The sequence below is a fragment of the Escherichia whittamii genome, from assembly GCF_014836715.1.
Lineage (GTDB): Bacteria > Pseudomonadota > Gammaproteobacteria > Enterobacterales > Enterobacteriaceae > Escherichia > Escherichia whittamii.
Map to the genome: position 1 here is coordinate 82,646 of NZ_JACSQI010000005.1, position 14,892 is coordinate 97,537.

The 14,892-nt window shown below is 50.4% G+C and carries 13 protein-coding genes; 10 read left to right on the forward strand and 3 right to left on the reverse strand.

The features are described 5' to 3' along the window. Positions 1 to 16: 16 nt before the first annotated feature. Together fruK and fruB are read right to left on the reverse strand one after the other, a co-directional pair. The gene (gene fruK / locus H9644_RS09975) at positions 17 to 955 is read right to left on the reverse strand and encodes a 1-phosphofructokinase (RefSeq protein ID WP_000091263.1); all 939 of its coding nucleotides are present in this window, start codon (positions 953 to 955) and stop codon (positions 17 to 19) included. Beyond that, complete coding sequence (fruB, locus tag H9644_RS09980; RefSeq protein ID WP_064526805.1) at positions 955 to 2,085, reverse strand: fused PTS fructose transporter subunit IIA/HPr protein; 1,131 nt, start codon at positions 2,083 to 2,085, stop codon at positions 955 to 957. The genes fruK and fruB overlap by 1 nt, the downstream gene beginning before the upstream one ends. Before the next feature lie 367 nt (positions 2,086 to 2,452). On the opposite strand from fruB, the gene setB reads away from it, so the two are divergent. Beyond that, positions 2,453 to 3,634, forward strand: a complete 1,182-nt coding sequence (gene setB / locus H9644_RS09985; protein WP_064526803.1) for a sugar efflux transporter SetB — start codon at positions 2,453 to 2,455, stop codon at positions 3,632 to 3,634. Here setB and H9644_RS09990 read toward each other — a convergent pair. Then, on the reverse strand, positions 3,631 to 3,885 hold the full coding sequence (locus tag H9644_RS09990) for a YkgJ family cysteine cluster protein (protein ID WP_064526801.1): 255 nt from the start codon (positions 3,883 to 3,885) through the stop codon (positions 3,631 to 3,633). The two genes, setB and H9644_RS09990, sit on opposite strands and share 4 nt — an antisense overlap. A 154-nt stretch (positions 3,886 to 4,039) precedes the next feature. Here H9644_RS09990 and yeiP point away from each other — a divergent pair, with 154 nt between their 5' ends. From yeiP to H9644_RS10035, 9 genes are all read left to right on the forward strand, one after another. Beyond that, entirely contained in the window at positions 4,040 to 4,612 is a 573-nt protein-coding gene (yeiP, locus tag H9644_RS09995) for an elongation factor P-like protein YeiP (protein WP_001136827.1), read from the forward strand. A 222-nt stretch (positions 4,613 to 4,834) separates the two neighbouring features. Continuing rightward, entirely contained in the window at positions 4,835 to 6,301 is a 1,467-nt protein-coding gene (locus H9644_RS10000) for a mannitol dehydrogenase family protein (protein WP_191774408.1), read from the forward strand. Between the two features lie 118 nt (positions 6,302 to 6,419). After that, the gene (gene yeiR, locus H9644_RS10005; RefSeq protein WP_191774410.1) at positions 6,420 to 7,406 is read left to right on the forward strand and encodes a zinc-binding GTPase YeiR; all 987 of its coding nucleotides are present in this window, start codon (positions 6,420 to 6,422) and stop codon (positions 7,404 to 7,406) included. Between the two features lie 38 nt (positions 7,407 to 7,444). Then, positions 7,445 to 8,149, forward strand: a complete 705-nt coding sequence (gene lpxT, locus H9644_RS10010; protein ID WP_191774412.1) for a Kdo(2)-lipid A phosphotransferase — start codon at positions 7,445 to 7,447, stop codon at positions 8,147 to 8,149. A gap of 421 nt (positions 8,150 to 8,570) precedes the next feature. Continuing rightward, positions 8,571 to 9,137 (forward strand): bifunctional murein DD-endopeptidase/murein LD-carboxypeptidase, encoded by a 567-nt coding sequence (gene mepS, locus H9644_RS10015; RefSeq protein WP_000241011.1) that lies wholly within the window; start codon positions 8,571 to 8,573, stop codon positions 9,135 to 9,137. Positions 9,138 to 9,318: 181 nt separating this feature from the next. Beyond that, complete coding sequence (locus tag H9644_RS10020) at positions 9,319 to 10,875, forward strand: cyclic di-GMP phosphodiesterase (RefSeq protein ID WP_191774414.1); 1,557 nt, start codon at positions 9,319 to 9,321, stop codon at positions 10,873 to 10,875. An 81-nt stretch (positions 10,876 to 10,956) separates the two neighbouring features. Next, positions 10,957 to 12,771 carry an extracellular solute-binding protein gene (locus H9644_RS10025; RefSeq protein ID WP_191774416.1) on the forward strand — a complete coding sequence of 605 codons (1,815 nt, stop codon included), beginning with the start codon at positions 10,957 to 10,959 and terminating at the stop codon, positions 12,769 to 12,771. Next, positions 12,772 to 13,866, forward strand: a complete 1,095-nt coding sequence (locus H9644_RS10030; protein ID WP_000501604.1) for a microcin C ABC transporter permease YejB — start codon at positions 12,772 to 12,774, stop codon at positions 13,864 to 13,866. Further along, positions 13,866 to 14,891, forward strand: coding sequence for an ABC transporter permease (locus H9644_RS10035; RefSeq protein ID WP_191774418.1), 1,026 nt, complete (start codon positions 13,866 to 13,868; stop codon positions 14,889 to 14,891). Before H9644_RS10030 ends, H9644_RS10035 begins: the two co-directional genes overlap by 1 nt. Position 14,892 lies beyond the last annotated feature (1 nt).

Below are 14,892 nucleotides of genomic sequence, written 5' to 3' on the forward strand. Positions count from 1 at the left end.
TATGCCTCTCCTGCTGTCAGTTAAAAGGTTGTAAGTCGACGCGCGCCATCATTGCGGCCAACTGCGGACGATCGGTAATACCCACATTGCTTTGACTTACCGCCAGGGCAGCAACAGCTGTCGCCAGACGCAGTGTGTGTTCACTGGATTCACGCATCAGCAAGCCATAAATCAGCCCACCAACCATAGAATCCCCTGCACCAACGGTGCTTACGACATCGACTGACGGTGGTTTGGCGATCCATTCGCCGGAGGCATTAACCCAAAGCGCGCCTTCGGCACCCAGTGAAATGACGACATGCGCAATACCTTGTTCACGCAGCGCATGCGCAGCTTCAATCACATCTTTCATTTCAGGCAGTTTACGGCCCGCCCAGATTTCCAACTCACGGCGGTTTGGTTTCACCAGCCACGGTGCTGCTTTCAAACCTGCCACTAACGCTTCACGGCTACTATCAAAGATAATGCAAGGACACTGACTACGCAGGCGAGTCATCCAGTCGGTGAAAGCTTCCGGGCTGACGCCTGATGGTAAACTACCGCTGACACAGACCATATCGAACTGACCAAGCCAGCTCAGAGAATCCGTCACAAAACGTTCCCAGTCGGCTGGAGTGACTTCAAAACCCGAGAAGTTGAAGTCGGTCACTTCGCCGTCTTTTTCCGTCAACTTGACATTAATGCGGGTACGCCCCTGTACAACCTGGAAACGGTTGGCAATGCCCAGCTCACTGAACAGTTGCTGAAAACCATCCTGATTGTCTTTCCCCAGGAAGCCGCCAACGGTGACATCAATTCCCAGGTCTTTTAATACTTTGGCCACGTTGATGCCTTTACCCGCCGCATGCAGACCGGTGGTTTTCACCAGGTTCACTTCGCCGCGTTCAATTTCCGGGCAAAAACCAACAAGGTCATAAGCCGGATTAAGGGTGATCGTAGCAACACGTCTGCTCATTACACGCCCTCCCCAAGACCTGCGGCGATGGCGTCGCCAATGGCGTTCAGCGCCTGTTCAGCGTCTGGTCCCTGGGCGGTAAAGCGTAGGCGATGACCTTTCTTAACGCCAAGTGCTACAACTTTCATCAGACTACGTCCGTTTGCCGGTTTGCCGGTGCCATCAAGGTTTGTCACGGTAATATCACTGTTAAATTGTTTAATGGTATTGACCAGCATGGTGCCTGGACGGGCATGCAGGCCGTGTTCATTGCGCACCACAAACTCCGCGCTTAACACGTCGTCGGTCGGCGCATCATCGCTGGTCAGCAGCGCCAGCAACGTTGCCGCATCCGCTTTCAGCAGGCGGTCAGCTTTGTTGTCGAGCAGCAGGGAGCTCAGGCGCTTAAGTACTGCGAGAGGCTGATCGTCATTCATCGCCACACTCACCAGCATGGCTGCCGTTTCGCCTTCCACATCAAAAGAATTTGCCGCACGGCTTACCGCAATCGCGCTACGCAGATTGCCTTCGGCGCTATCGTTCAGCCAGATGCCCTGTCCGAGGTTCAGCGGCTGTTCATTGATGGCTTTGGTGACGAAGGTAGCGTCAACTGCGCCCGCTTCTTTCAGACGAGCGGCGTTTAACGCTTGCAGGGTCAGCAAATCACTGGCAACGATATCCAGCGTCAGCATTTCGTTATCGAGCTTCAGCTGCTCACTTTGCTTTTCACCCATCAGCAATGCGCGCAGTTCTTCTGCGGTGGTAGCTGACTTTAATTGTTCAGCAACGGAATCATCGCTCAGTACATGAGTTAGTTGGCGCAGCAAGCCCAGATGTTCATCGGAGCTGGCGGCAATACCTATCGCCACGTACGCAACCTGACCTTCACCCCAGGTAACGCCTTCCGGGAACTGAAATACCTGAACGCCGGTTTTCAGCACCTGATCGCGGGTGTCGGTCGTACCGTGTGGAATAGCAATACCATTGCCGAGAAAGGTTGAGGTTTGCTGTTCGCGCGCCAGCATGCCATTGACGTAGCCTTCAGCTACATTACCGGCCTGCACCAGCGCCGCGGCGACCTTGCGAATCGCCTCTTCTTTGTCTCCGGCCTTCTCGCCCGGATGGATGTCCTGTACGGATAACTGGAACATAGTTCTCCTCTCTTGCTGAATTGAAACGATTCAGCTTCTATGAGAAAAAAAGCGCCAACCTGGCTTAGGATTAAAGACAAGATCGCGCTGAAACGTTTCAATAAAGAATAATACTTCTTCTTCAGCACGCAAGGGAAGCCGCTAAATTATGTCCAAAAGTTTGATGCGCTGCACATTTTTTTGCCAAAATTCTGAAATGCTGACAGCGAAATTAGCCATCAGCAGTAGCATTTCAGTGGCGTCAGCAGAGGATCAGCAAGAGTGAAATGCCATTTTGATTATTCGTGGCGAGTTTGATTTCACTGACTGTTTATTTTCTGACAGGCAGCGTAAACTCCGCGTCTTCATCTTTCACTGAACGACCAGCATGCATAACTCCCCCGCAGTTTCCAGCGCGAAATCGTTTGACCTGACGTCAACGGCGTTTTTAATTGTTGCCTTTCTCACCGGTATTGCAGGTGCTCTGCAAACCCCGACGCTAAGTATTTTCCTCACTGATGAGGTGCACGCGCGCCCGGCGATGGTGGGATTCTTCTTTACTGGTAGTGCCGTTATCGGAATTCTGGTCAGTCAATTTCTCGCCGGACGCTCTGATAAACGCGGCGATCGTAAATCGCTGATTGTCTTTTGCTGCCTGTTAGGCGTGTTGGCCTGTACCCTTTTTGCCTGGAATCGCAACTATTTTGTTTTGTTATTCATCGGCGTTTTTTTAAGCAGTTTTGGCTCTACCGCCAACCCGCAAATGTTTGCTCTTGCCCGTGAACATGCCGACAAAACCGGGCGTGAAGCGGTGATGTTCAGCTCTTTTTTACGCGCCCAGGTTTCGTTAGCGTGGGTCATAGGCCCGCCGCTGGCTTATGCCTTAGCGATGGGATTCAGCTTTACGGTGATGTATCTCAGCGCGGCGGTGGCGTTTATTGTCTGCGGCGTGATGGTGTGGTTGTTTTTACCGTCGATGCAAAAAGAGGTGCCGCTGGCAACTGACACGGTTGAAGCCCCACGCCATAACCGTCGCGATACGCTGCTGTTGTTTCTGATTTGTACATTGATGTGGGGCTCGAACAGCCTGTACATCATCAACATGCCGCTGTTTATTATCAACGAACTGCATCTTCCTGAGAAACTGGCGGGCGTGATGATGGGGACCGCCGCCGGGCTGGAAATCCCGACCATGTTGATTGCCGGATATTTTGCCAAACGTCTGGGTAAGCGCTTCTTAATGCGCGTTGCCGCCGTAGGTGGCGTCTGCTTTTACGCGGGTATGCTGATGGCGCATTCACCTGTCATTCTGTTGGGCTTACAGCTGCTGAATGCTATTTTTATCGGCATTCTGGGCGGTATCGGGATGCTCTATTTCCAGGACCTGATGCCCGGTCAGGCAGGTTCAGCAACCACGCTCTATACCAATACGTCGCGCGTGGGCTGGATCATCGCTGGTTCAGTGGCGGGCGTAGTCGCCGAGATCTGGAATTATCACGCGGTGTTCTGGTTTGCGATGGTGATGGTTATTGCCACTCTGTTTTGCTTGCTGCGGATTAAAGATGTTTAAGGCGCGGTCAGCATTTCCAGATCGATAAGCCAGGTCATGGCCTGCTGACGCGTGTTACCGCACATTTCAGCACTGGCCTGTAAGCCTGCGCAAACTTTCGGTCGTAATGGAGATGTGAAAATTTTACAGCGTTGTTGTTCATCAAGCTGAATACAGGGCGTGTTAGCGGGCTTGCCATCAGGCATACCGGGAATAGGACTGGAGATTGAGGGGGCGGTGCAACACGCCCCGCAACCCGGACGGCATTCCATACGTTGTTCTCTTAAGGTTAACCACCGGATTGAGGAGCGCGCACCTTACCACCTTTTGGGCACCAGCAAAAGTGCGAATACCACTTGCCTGAAAGGCCCGTCGCGAGTAGTTTGTCGCGATATTTTTGACATTTTCGACAACAGGAATTTTTCGATGCCAAGAGCGAACGAAATTAAAAAAGGTATGGTACTGAATTACAACGGCAAACTGCTGCTGGTTAAGGACATTGATATTCAGTCGCCTACCGCCCGCGGTGCCGCTACGCTGTACAAAATGCGTTTTTCAGACGTCCGTACTGGGCTGAAAGTGGAAGAACGCTTTAAAGGCGATGATATCGTTGATACCGTGACGCTGACCCGCCGCTACGTTGACTTCTCCTACGTCGATGGCAACGAATATGTCTTTATGGATAAAGAAGACTATACCCCGTATACCTTCACTAAAGATCAGATTGAAGAAGAACTGCTGTTTATGCCGGAAGGCGGCATGCCTGACATGCAGGTTCTGACCTGGGACGGTCAACTGCTGGCGCTTGAACTGCCGCAGACTGTTGATCTGGAAATCGTTGAAACCGCTCCTGGCATCAAAGGTGCTTCTGCCAGCGCCCGTAACAAACCGGCGACATTGAGCACCGGCCTGGTGATTCAGGTACCAGAATACTTAAGCCCGGGCGAAAAAATCCGCATCCATATCGAAGAACGCCGTTATATGGGGCGTGCTGACTAACTTCAGCCACATTCAGAAAAGGGACTGCTCAGGCGGTCCCTTTTTTAATTTATTATACCAATCCTTCATTTTGCGCTTCCTGAACACCTTTCGCCCGCAATATTCACTTGTAAATTGATCGCCCTCACACTTCATCGCATTAACAATACAGACCAATTTCAATTGCTGTCATATAACTTTACACTAGCGTTGTTAACCAATCGTTACTAAGACGTGACTTCTATGAACACAATTGCCTCCACTACGTTCCCGCCTCACATTCACACTCCACGCTACGATCGCCAGCAATTGAAATCCCGTATCGTTCATTTTGGTTTTGGTGCCTTTCACCGCGCACATCAGGCGTTACTGACCGACCGTGTGCTGAATGCCCAGGGCAGCGATTGGGGGATCTGTGAAATCAGTTTGTTCAGCGGCGATCGGCTAATGAGCCAACTTCGCGAACAGGACCATTTATATACCGTGCTGGAGAAAGGCGCAGACGGCAATCAGGCGATTATTGTCGGGGCCGTTCATGAATGCCTGAATGCAAAACTGGATTCCTTAGCAGCGATTATTGAGAAATTTTGCGAACCGCAGGTGGCAATTGTTTCCCTGACCATTACCGAAAAAGGTTATTGTATCGACCCGGCTACCGGTGCGCTCGACACCAACAATTCGCGGATTATTCACGACTTACAAAGCCCGGAAGAACCTCACTCCGCGCCAGGCATTCTCGTCGAAGCACTGAAACGCCGTCGCGAACGTGGCCTTGCGCCGTTTACCGTACTTTCCTGCGATAATATTCCCGACAATGGCCATGTGGTGAAAAACGCGGTGCTGGGGATGGCTGAAAAACGCTCTCCAGAACTTGCCGAGTGGATTAAAGAGCACGTCAGCTTTCCGGGAACCATGGTCGATCGTATCGTCCCGGCGGCAACGGAAGAATCACTGGCAGAAATTAGCCAATATCTGGGCGTGAATGATCCCTGTGCAATTAGCTGCGAGCCTTTTATCCAGTGGGTGGTGGAAGATAACTTCGTCGCAGGGCGTCCAGCCTGGGAAGTTGCAGGTGTGCAAATGGTGAATGATGTCCTGCCGTGGGAAGAGATGAAACTGCGCATGCTTAATGGCAGTCACTCTTTTCTCGCTTATCTGGGCTACCTGGCTGGATTCGCTCATATCAGTGATTGCATGCAAGACCGCGCGTTTCGCCATGCCGCCAGAACGTTAATGCTGGAAGAGCAAGCGCCAACGCTGCGGATTAAAGATGTCGATTTAACATACTATGCGGATACGTTAATTGAACGTTTTGCCAATCCGGCGCTGAAACATAAGACCTGGCAAATCGCGATGGATGGCAGTCAGAAATTACCGCAACGTATGTTAGCAGGGATTCGCATTCATCTGGCCAGAGAAACAAACTGGCCATTACTGGCATTAGGCGTCGCAGGCTGGATGCGCTATGTGAGCGGCGTTGATGATGTCGGAAAAGCTATCGATGTCCGCGATCCACTTTACGATAAAATTCACGACCTCGTTGCAGGCAGTAGCAATGAACAACGCGTCACCGCCCTGCTTTCTTTGCGTGAAGTATTCGGTGATGACCTGCCAGATAATCCGCATTTTGTGCAGGCCATCGAACAAGCCTGGCAACAAATCGCGCAGTTTGGCGCGCATCAGGCGCTATTAAACACCCTCAAAATTTAACGATTTCTGCGGTTAAAGCGGATGGAGTATCGCTTCGTCCGCCCTCTCTCTTCTCTTTTCCGGCTTTTTTAGCCAGGATTAACGCACAGTTAACTCATCTGATTATTGCGGAGCCGTTGTGACCAGGACCAACCTCATCACCGGTTTTCTCGGCAGCGGGAAAACAACCTCTATTCTTCATCTGCTAGCCCACAAAGATCCAAACGAAAAATGGGCAGTTCTGGTTAATGAATTTGGTGAAGTCGGAATTGACGGCGCTTTGCTCGCAGATAGTGGCGCTTTGCTAAAAGAGATCCCCGGTGGCTGCATGTGTTGCGTCAATGGCTTACCGATGCAGGTGGGGCTGAATACCTTGCTGCGCCAGGGAAAACCTGACCGCTTGCTGATAGAGCCGACCGGACTGGGTCATCCGAAACAGATCCTCGATCTGTTAACCGCGCCGGTCTATGAACCGTGGATCGATCTGCGCGCTACGTTGTGCATTCTCGATCCGCGCCTGCTGCTGGACGAAAAAAGCGTCAGCAATGAAAACTTCCGTGATCAACTGGCAGCCGCAGACATCATTGTCGCCAATAAATCCGACCGTGCTACGCCCGAAAGCGAGCAAGCGTTACAACGCTGGTGGCAACAAAACGGTGGCGAACGGCAATTAATTCACAGCGATCATGGGCAAATTGAAGGCCATCTTCTGGATTTACCTCGTCGAAATTTAACTGAGTTGCCCGCCAGCGCGGCCCATTCGCATCAACATAACGAGAAAAAAGGATTAGCGGCATTAAGCCTGCCAGAGCATCAACGCTGGCGTCGCAGTCTGAATAGCGGACAAGGACACCAGGCCTGCGGTTGGATATTCGACGCGGATACCGTGTTCGACACCATTGGCATCCTTGAATGGGCGCGACTTGCGCCGGTCGGACGCGTAAAAGGCGTAATGCGGATACCAGAAGGCCTTGTGCGCATCAACCGTCAGGGCGATGACCTGCACATTGAAACGCAAAACGTTGCACCACCGGATAGCCGCATTGAGCTGATTTCCAGCAGCGAAACTGACTGGAACGCCTTACAGAGCACGCTGTTGAAGCTTCGTTTAGCGACCAACGCGTAAGGTTGCCTGCGTTTTTCAGTAAGATAATTAGAGAAAATATGATCAAAAATTTGCCGCAAATAGCGCTGTTAAATATTGTCGGCCTCGCGCTGTTTCTTTCCTGGTACATTCCCGTCAATCATGGATTCTGGTTGCCGATTGATGCGGATATTTTTTATTTTTTTAATCAGAAACTGGTCGAAAGCAAGACTTTTTTATGGTTGGTTGCGTTGACTAATAATCGCGCTTTCGACGGTTGTTCACTGCTGGCGATGGGAATACTGATGCTGAGTTTCTGGCTGAAAGAAAACGCGCCCGGCAGACGACGTATTGTGATTATTGGTCTGGTTATGCTGTTTACCGCAGTGGTATTAAATCAGTTGGGTCAGGCATTGATTCCGGTAAAACGAGCCAGTCCGACATTGACCTTTACAGATATTAACCGCGTCAGCGAACTGCTCTCTGTTCCAACGAAAGATGCCTCACGAGATAGTTTTCCCGGCGATCATGGCATGATGCTGCTTATTTTTTCCGCTTTTATGTGGCGATATTTCGGAAAAGTCGCAGGAGTAATCGCCCTTATTATATTTGTGGTTTTTGCATTTCCCAGAGTGATGATTGGCGCACATTGGTTTACCGATATCATTGTCGGTTCCATGACGGTGATATTGATTGGGTTGCCCTGGTGGCTAATGACCCCTCTAAGTGATCGATTAATCGCCTTTTTTGACAAATCACTCCCTGGCAAAAATAAACATTCATAAAACAAATAACTCACAGTAATTAACATTGTCAGGTTTATTTTCATAGTGAAGATAATCCTGATGATGTGCGACTTTGCTCTCGCTCATTAAGTGAAATAATCATTCTCTAAGCAAATGAATGGATTGCGCATCTTTTAGCCTATCGTACTTTAATTGACCAATCCCGTTTATTAACTTTCTGTATCACTTTTTCTTATAAAAAATCATGTAAAACCACTCGCCAAGACCGCGTCAATCGGGTAATCTCGAACTCGTTTTGCCTCGGCAGTAGATTATCCTCACAGCATATAATTTTGTGCGTTAGTCCACAGATTTGGCCTTAAGGAATTGTTTCAACATGCCCAGGTAATTAGTCTCGTGTCGCTTGGCATTTTTTTATAACGATATTTGTCGTTAAGGACTTCAAGGGAAAACAAACAACATGGTCAAATCTCAACCGATTTTGAGATATATCTTGCGCGGGATTCCCGCGATTGCAGTAGCGGTTCTGCTTTCTGCATGTAGTGCAAATAACACCGCAAAGAATATGCATCCTGAGACACGTGCAGTGGGTAGTGAAACATCATCACTGCAAGCTTCTCAGGATGAATTTGAAAACCTGGTTCGTAATGTCGACGTAAAATCGCGAATTATGGATCAGTATGCTGACTGGAAAGGCGTCCGTTATCGTCTGGGTGGCAGCACTAAAAAAGGTATCGATTGTTCTGGTTTCGTACAGCGTACATTCCGCGAACAATTTGGCTTAGAACTTCCTCGTTCAACTTATGAACAGCAGGAAATGGGCAAGTCAGTTTCCCGCAGTAATTTGCGTACAGGTGACTTAGTTCTGTTCCGTGCTGGTTCAACTGGACGCCATGTCGGTATTTATATCGGCAACAATCAGTTCGTTCATGCTTCCACCAGCAGTGGTGTTATCATTTCCAGCATGAATGAGCCGTACTGGAAAAAGCGTTACAACGAAGCACGTCGGGTTCTTAGCCGCAGCTAATAAACCGTTTGGATGCAATCCCTTGGCTATCCTGACGAGTTAACTGAAGGCACTGCTTAAGCAGTGCTTTTTTATTTTCATTCATCATAGAAAATGATGTTTACGTGCCTTGAACCAGGCTATAGTCCCGTCATTCTCTTACACTTCAGCGCTTCGTAATCTCAGGAATATTAACGGAACCATGTTCATACGCGCTCCCTCTTCCGGACGTAAGATCCTGCTTACCTGCATTATTGCGGGCGTGATGATTGCAATACTGGTCAGCTGTCTTCAGTTTTTGGTCGCCTGGCATAAACACGAAGTCAAATACGACACACTGATTACCGACGTACAAAAGTATCTCGATACCTATTTCGCCGACCTGAAATCAACCACTGACCGCCTACAGCCGCTCACCTTAGATACCTGTCAGCAGGCTAACCCTGAACTGACTGCCCGCGCGGCGTTTAGCATGAATGTTCGTACATTTGTGCTGGTGAAAGATAAAAAGAGCTTTTGTTCATCAGCAACGGGGGAGATGGATATACCGCTCAATGAGTTGATCCCGGCGCTCGATATTAACAAAGACGTCGATATGGCGATGTTACCTGGCACGCCAATGGTGCCCAACAAACCCGCTATCGTCATCTGGTATCGCAACCCTTTATTGAAAAATAGCGGCGTTTTTGCAGCATTAAATCTGCACCTGACGCCGTATCTTCTCTATAGCTCTCGTCAGCAAGATTTCGACGGAATCGCACTCATTATTGGCGATACCGTGCTCTCGACATTTGCGTCGCATTTGATGAACGTCCGTGAGTTATCCGGCAAACCAGTACGCGAAACCAAAATTGCGGGCCTTCCGCTGACCGTTCGGCTTTATGCTGATGACTGGACATGGAACGATGTGTGGTATGCGTTTTTACTGGGCGGTATGAGCGGAACTGTCGTTGGCCTGCTCTGCTATTACCTGATGAGTGTGCGTATGCGCCCAGGCAGAGAAATTATGGTAGCCATCAAACGTGAGCAATTTTACCTGGTGTATCAGCCGGTGGTTGATACACAAACGCTGCAGGTCACGGGCCTGGAAGTGCTACTACGCTGGCGTCACCCTGTAGCAGGTGAAATCCCGCCGGATGCCTTCATTCAATATGCCGAATCGCAAAAGATGATCGTTCCGCTGACCCAGCATCTGTTTGAGCTCATAGCCCGTGATGCGGCTGAATTACAAAACGTACTGCCGGTGGGCATAAAGTTTGGCATTAATATCGCACCGGACCATCTGCACAGCGAGAGCTTTAAAGCGGACATACATCGGCTGCTCGCCTCCCTACCCGCACACCATTTCCAGATTGTACTGGAGATAACCGAGCGCGATATGCTGAAAGAGCATGAGGCCACAAAACTGTTCGCCTGGCTGCACTCTGTCGGCGTGGAAATTGCTATTGATGACTTCGGCACCGGACACAGCGCGCTTATCTATCTGGAACGCTTCACACTCGAGTATCTGAAAATTGACCGTGGGTTTATCAATGCTATAGGTACGGAAACGGTCACATCTCCGGTACTTGACGCAGTGCTCACGCTGGCGAAACGTCTCAATATGCTGACGGTTGCTGAAGGGGTCGAAACGCCGGAACAGGCGCGCTGGCTACGTGAGCGCGGTGTTAATTTCCTGCAAGGTTATTGGATTAGCCGCCCCTTACCGATGGATGATTTTGTCCGCTGGCTGGAGAAACCGCATACGCCGCAGTGGTAAGGTGTGCTTGTGTCCCTTATTATTCATAGTTAAAGCATGCCGGATTGCGGCTAATGATGAGTAAAAGGAAATCCGTTGCAGATGATTGTGCGCATACTGCTGCTGTTTATCACCCTGTTCACCTTCGGTGCGCAGGCGCAGGCTATCAAGGAAAGCTATGCCTTTGCGGTGCTGGGAGAACCCCGGTATGCTTTTAATTTCAACCATTTTGATTATGTGAATCCCGCTGCGCCAAAGGGCGGGCAGATAACATTATCCTCTATTGGCACCTTCGATAATTTCAACCGCTATGCACTACGCGGAAACCCCGGTGCACGCACCGAGCAACTGTACGACACGCTATTTACCACTTCCGATGATGAACCCGGCAGTTATTACCCGCTGATTGCCGAAAGCGCGCGCTATGCCGACGATTATTCCTGGGTAGAAGTCGCTATCAATCCGCGCGCCCGTTTTCATGATGGATCGCCGATTACCGCACGCGACGTTGAGTTTACTTTTCAAAAATTTATGACCGAAGGTGTGCCGCAGTTTCGCCTGGTATACAAAGGCACAACGGTCAAAGCCATAGCGCCATTAACCGTGCGAATTGAATTAGCCAAACCAGGCAAAGAAGATATGCTTAGTCTGTTTTCACTCCCCGTGTTTCCTGAGAAATACTGGAAGGATCATAAACTGAGCGACCCACTCTCTACACCTCCGCTTGCCAGTGGTCCTTACCGCATTACATCCTGGAAAATGGGCCAGAATATTGTCTATTCTCGCGTTAAAGATTACTGGGCGGCCGATTTACCGGTAAATCGTGGTCGCTGGAATTTCGACACCATTCGCTACGATTATTACCTCGATGATAATGTCGCCTTTGAAGCGTTTAAAGCCGGCGCCTTCGATTTGCGCATGGAAAACGACGCCAAAAACTGGGCCACGCGCTATACCGGTAAGAATTTCGATAAAAAATACATCATTAAAGATGAGCAAAAGAACGAATCAGCCCAGGATACGCGCTGGCTGGCGTTTAATATTCAGCGTCCGATATTCAGCGATCGCCGGGTCCGGGAAGCCATCACCCTCGCCTTTGACTTTGAATGGATGAATAAGGCGTTGTTTTACAATGCCTGGAGCCGCACGAACAGTTATTTCCAGAATACCGAATACGCGGCCAGAAATTACCCTGACGCTGCAGAACTGGTGCTACTTGCGCCAATGAAAAAAGATCTACCGCCAGAAGTGTTCACACAAATCTACCAGCCACCAGCGTCCAAAGGCGATGGCTACGACCGCGACAACCTGTTAAAAGCCGACAAACTTCTCAACGATGCAGGCTGGGTGCTGAAAGGTCAGCAACGCGTTAATGCCACCACAGGCCAGCCACTCAGCTTTGAATTATTGCTTCCCGCAAGCAGTAATAGCCAGTGGGTATTGCCGTTCCAACATAGCCTGCAACGGCTGGGTATCAACATGGACATTCGCAAGGTTGATAACTCGCAAATCACCAACCGAATGCGCAGCCGCGACTATGACATGATGCCGCGCGTGTGGCGGGCAATGCCGTGGCCCAGTTCCGATTTACAGATCTCCTGGTCATCGGAATATATCAACTCCACTTATAATGCCCCCGGCGTGCAAAGTCCGGTTATCGATTCGCTGATCAACCAGATTATTGCCGCCCAGGGAAATAAAGAAAAATTACTGCCGCTGGGACGCGCCCTGGATCGCGTATTAACGTGGAATTATTACATGCTGCCGATGTGGTACATGGCGGAAGACCGTCTCGCCTGGTGGGATAAATTCTCCCAACCCGCTGTGCGCCCTATTTACAGCCTGGGTATCGATACCTGGTGGTATGACGTTAATAAAGCGGCCAAACTACCGTCCGCCAGACAACAGGGAGAGTAGATGGGCGCTTACCTGATTCGCCGTCTGTTGTTGGTGATCCCAACGTTATGGGCGATTATCACCATCAACTTTTTCATCGTGCAAATTGCGCCTGGCGGTCCCGTCGACCAGGCCATCGCCGCCATTGAATTTGGAAATGCCGGAGTATTACCCGGCGCAGGCGGCGAAGGCGTTCGTGCCAGCCACGCACAGACGGGCGTCGGCAATATCAGCGACAGTAATTACCGTGGCGGACGCGGGTTAGATCCAGAAGTGATCGCTGAGATCACCCATCGCTACGGTTTCGATAAGCCGATCCACGAACGTTACTTCAAAATGCTCTGGGACTACATCCGCTTTGATTTTGGCGACAGCCTGTTTCGCAGCGCTTCGGTGCTGACACTGATTAAAGACAGTCTGCCGGTTTCCATCACACTCGGATTGTGGAGCACGCTAATTATCTATCTGGTGTCGATTCCGTTGGGTATTCGCAAAGCCGTTTATAACGGCAGCCGCTTTGACGTCTGGAGTAGCGCATTTATCATCATCGGCTACGCCATTCCAGCCTTTTTGTTTGCCATCCTGCTGATTGTCTTCTTCGCGGGCGGCAGCTATTTCGACCTGTTCCCTCTACGCGGCCTGGTTTCCGCTAACTTTGATTCGCTGCCGTGGTATCAGAAAATCACGGATTATCTGTGGCATATCACGCTGCCGGTGCTGGCGACGGTGATTGGCGGCTTTGCGGCGCTCACGATGCTGACAAAAAACTCATTCCTTGATGAAGTGCGTAAGCAATACGTGGTGACCGCGCGTGCGAAAGGGGTAAGTGAGAAAAACATTCTCTGGAAACATGTGTTCCGCAACGCCATGCTGCTGGTGATTGCCGGTTTTCCGGCGACGTTTATCAGCATGTTTTTCACCGGCTCGCTGTTGATTGAGGTGATGTTTTCGCTCAATGGCCTCGGTTTACTGGGCTACGAAGCGACCGTCTCGCGCGATTATCCGGTGATGTTTGGCACCCTGTACATTTTCACCCTGATTGGCCTGCTGCTGAATATTGTCAGTGATATCAGCTATACGCTGGTCGATCCGCGTATTGATTTCGAGGGACGCTAATGTCGCGACTCAGCCCCGTCAATCAGGCCCGTTGGGCGCGTTTTCGTCACAACCGTCGCGGCTACTGGTCGTTATGGATTTTCCTCGTCTTGTTTGGTTTGAGTTTGTGTTCTGAACTGATCGCCAACGATAAACCGTTGCTGGTGCGTTATGACGGCAGCTGGTATTTCCCATTGCTGAAAAACTACAGTGAGAGCGATTTTGGCGGCCCGCTGGCAAGTCAGGCTGATTATCAGGACCCGTGGCTGAAACAGCGACTGGAAAATAACGGCTGGGTACTGTGGGCGCCGATTCGCTTTGGCGCTACCAGTATCAACTTTGCTACCGATAAGCCCTTCCCTTCCCCACCTTCCCGGCAAAACTGGCTGGGAACGGATGCCAACGGCGGTGATGTGCTGGCGCGCATTCTGTATGGCACGCGGATCTCGGTTCTGTTTGGTCTGATGTTGACACTCTGCTCCAGTGTGATGGGCGTGCTGGCGGGGGCGCTGCAAGGTTATTACGGTGGGAAAGTCGATCTCTGGGGACAACGCTTTATTGAAGTATGGTCGGGGATGCCGACGCTGTTTTTGATTATTTTACTTTCCAGCGTCGTACAGCCTAACTTCTGGTGGCTGCTGGCAATTACTGTCTTGTTTGGCTGGATGAGTCTGGTCGGCGTGGTGCGCGCGGAGTTTTTACGTACCCGTAATTTTGACTACATCCGCGCGGCGCAGGCGCTTGGCGTCAGCGATCGCAGTATCATCCTGCGTCATATGTTGCCAAATGCAATGGTCGCTACTCTCACCTTTTTACCGTTTATTTTATGTAGTTCAATAACCACCCTGACCTCGCTCGATTTCCTCGGCTTCGGGTTGCCGCTCGGTTCACCGTCGCTCGGCGAACTGCTATTACAAGGGAAAAATAACCTGCAGGCCCCGTGGCTTGGGATCACCGCCTTCTTTTCGGTGGCGATATTATTGTCTTTGCTGATCTTTATCGGTGAAGCAGTCCGCGACGCATTTGATCCTAATAAGGCGGTGTAGC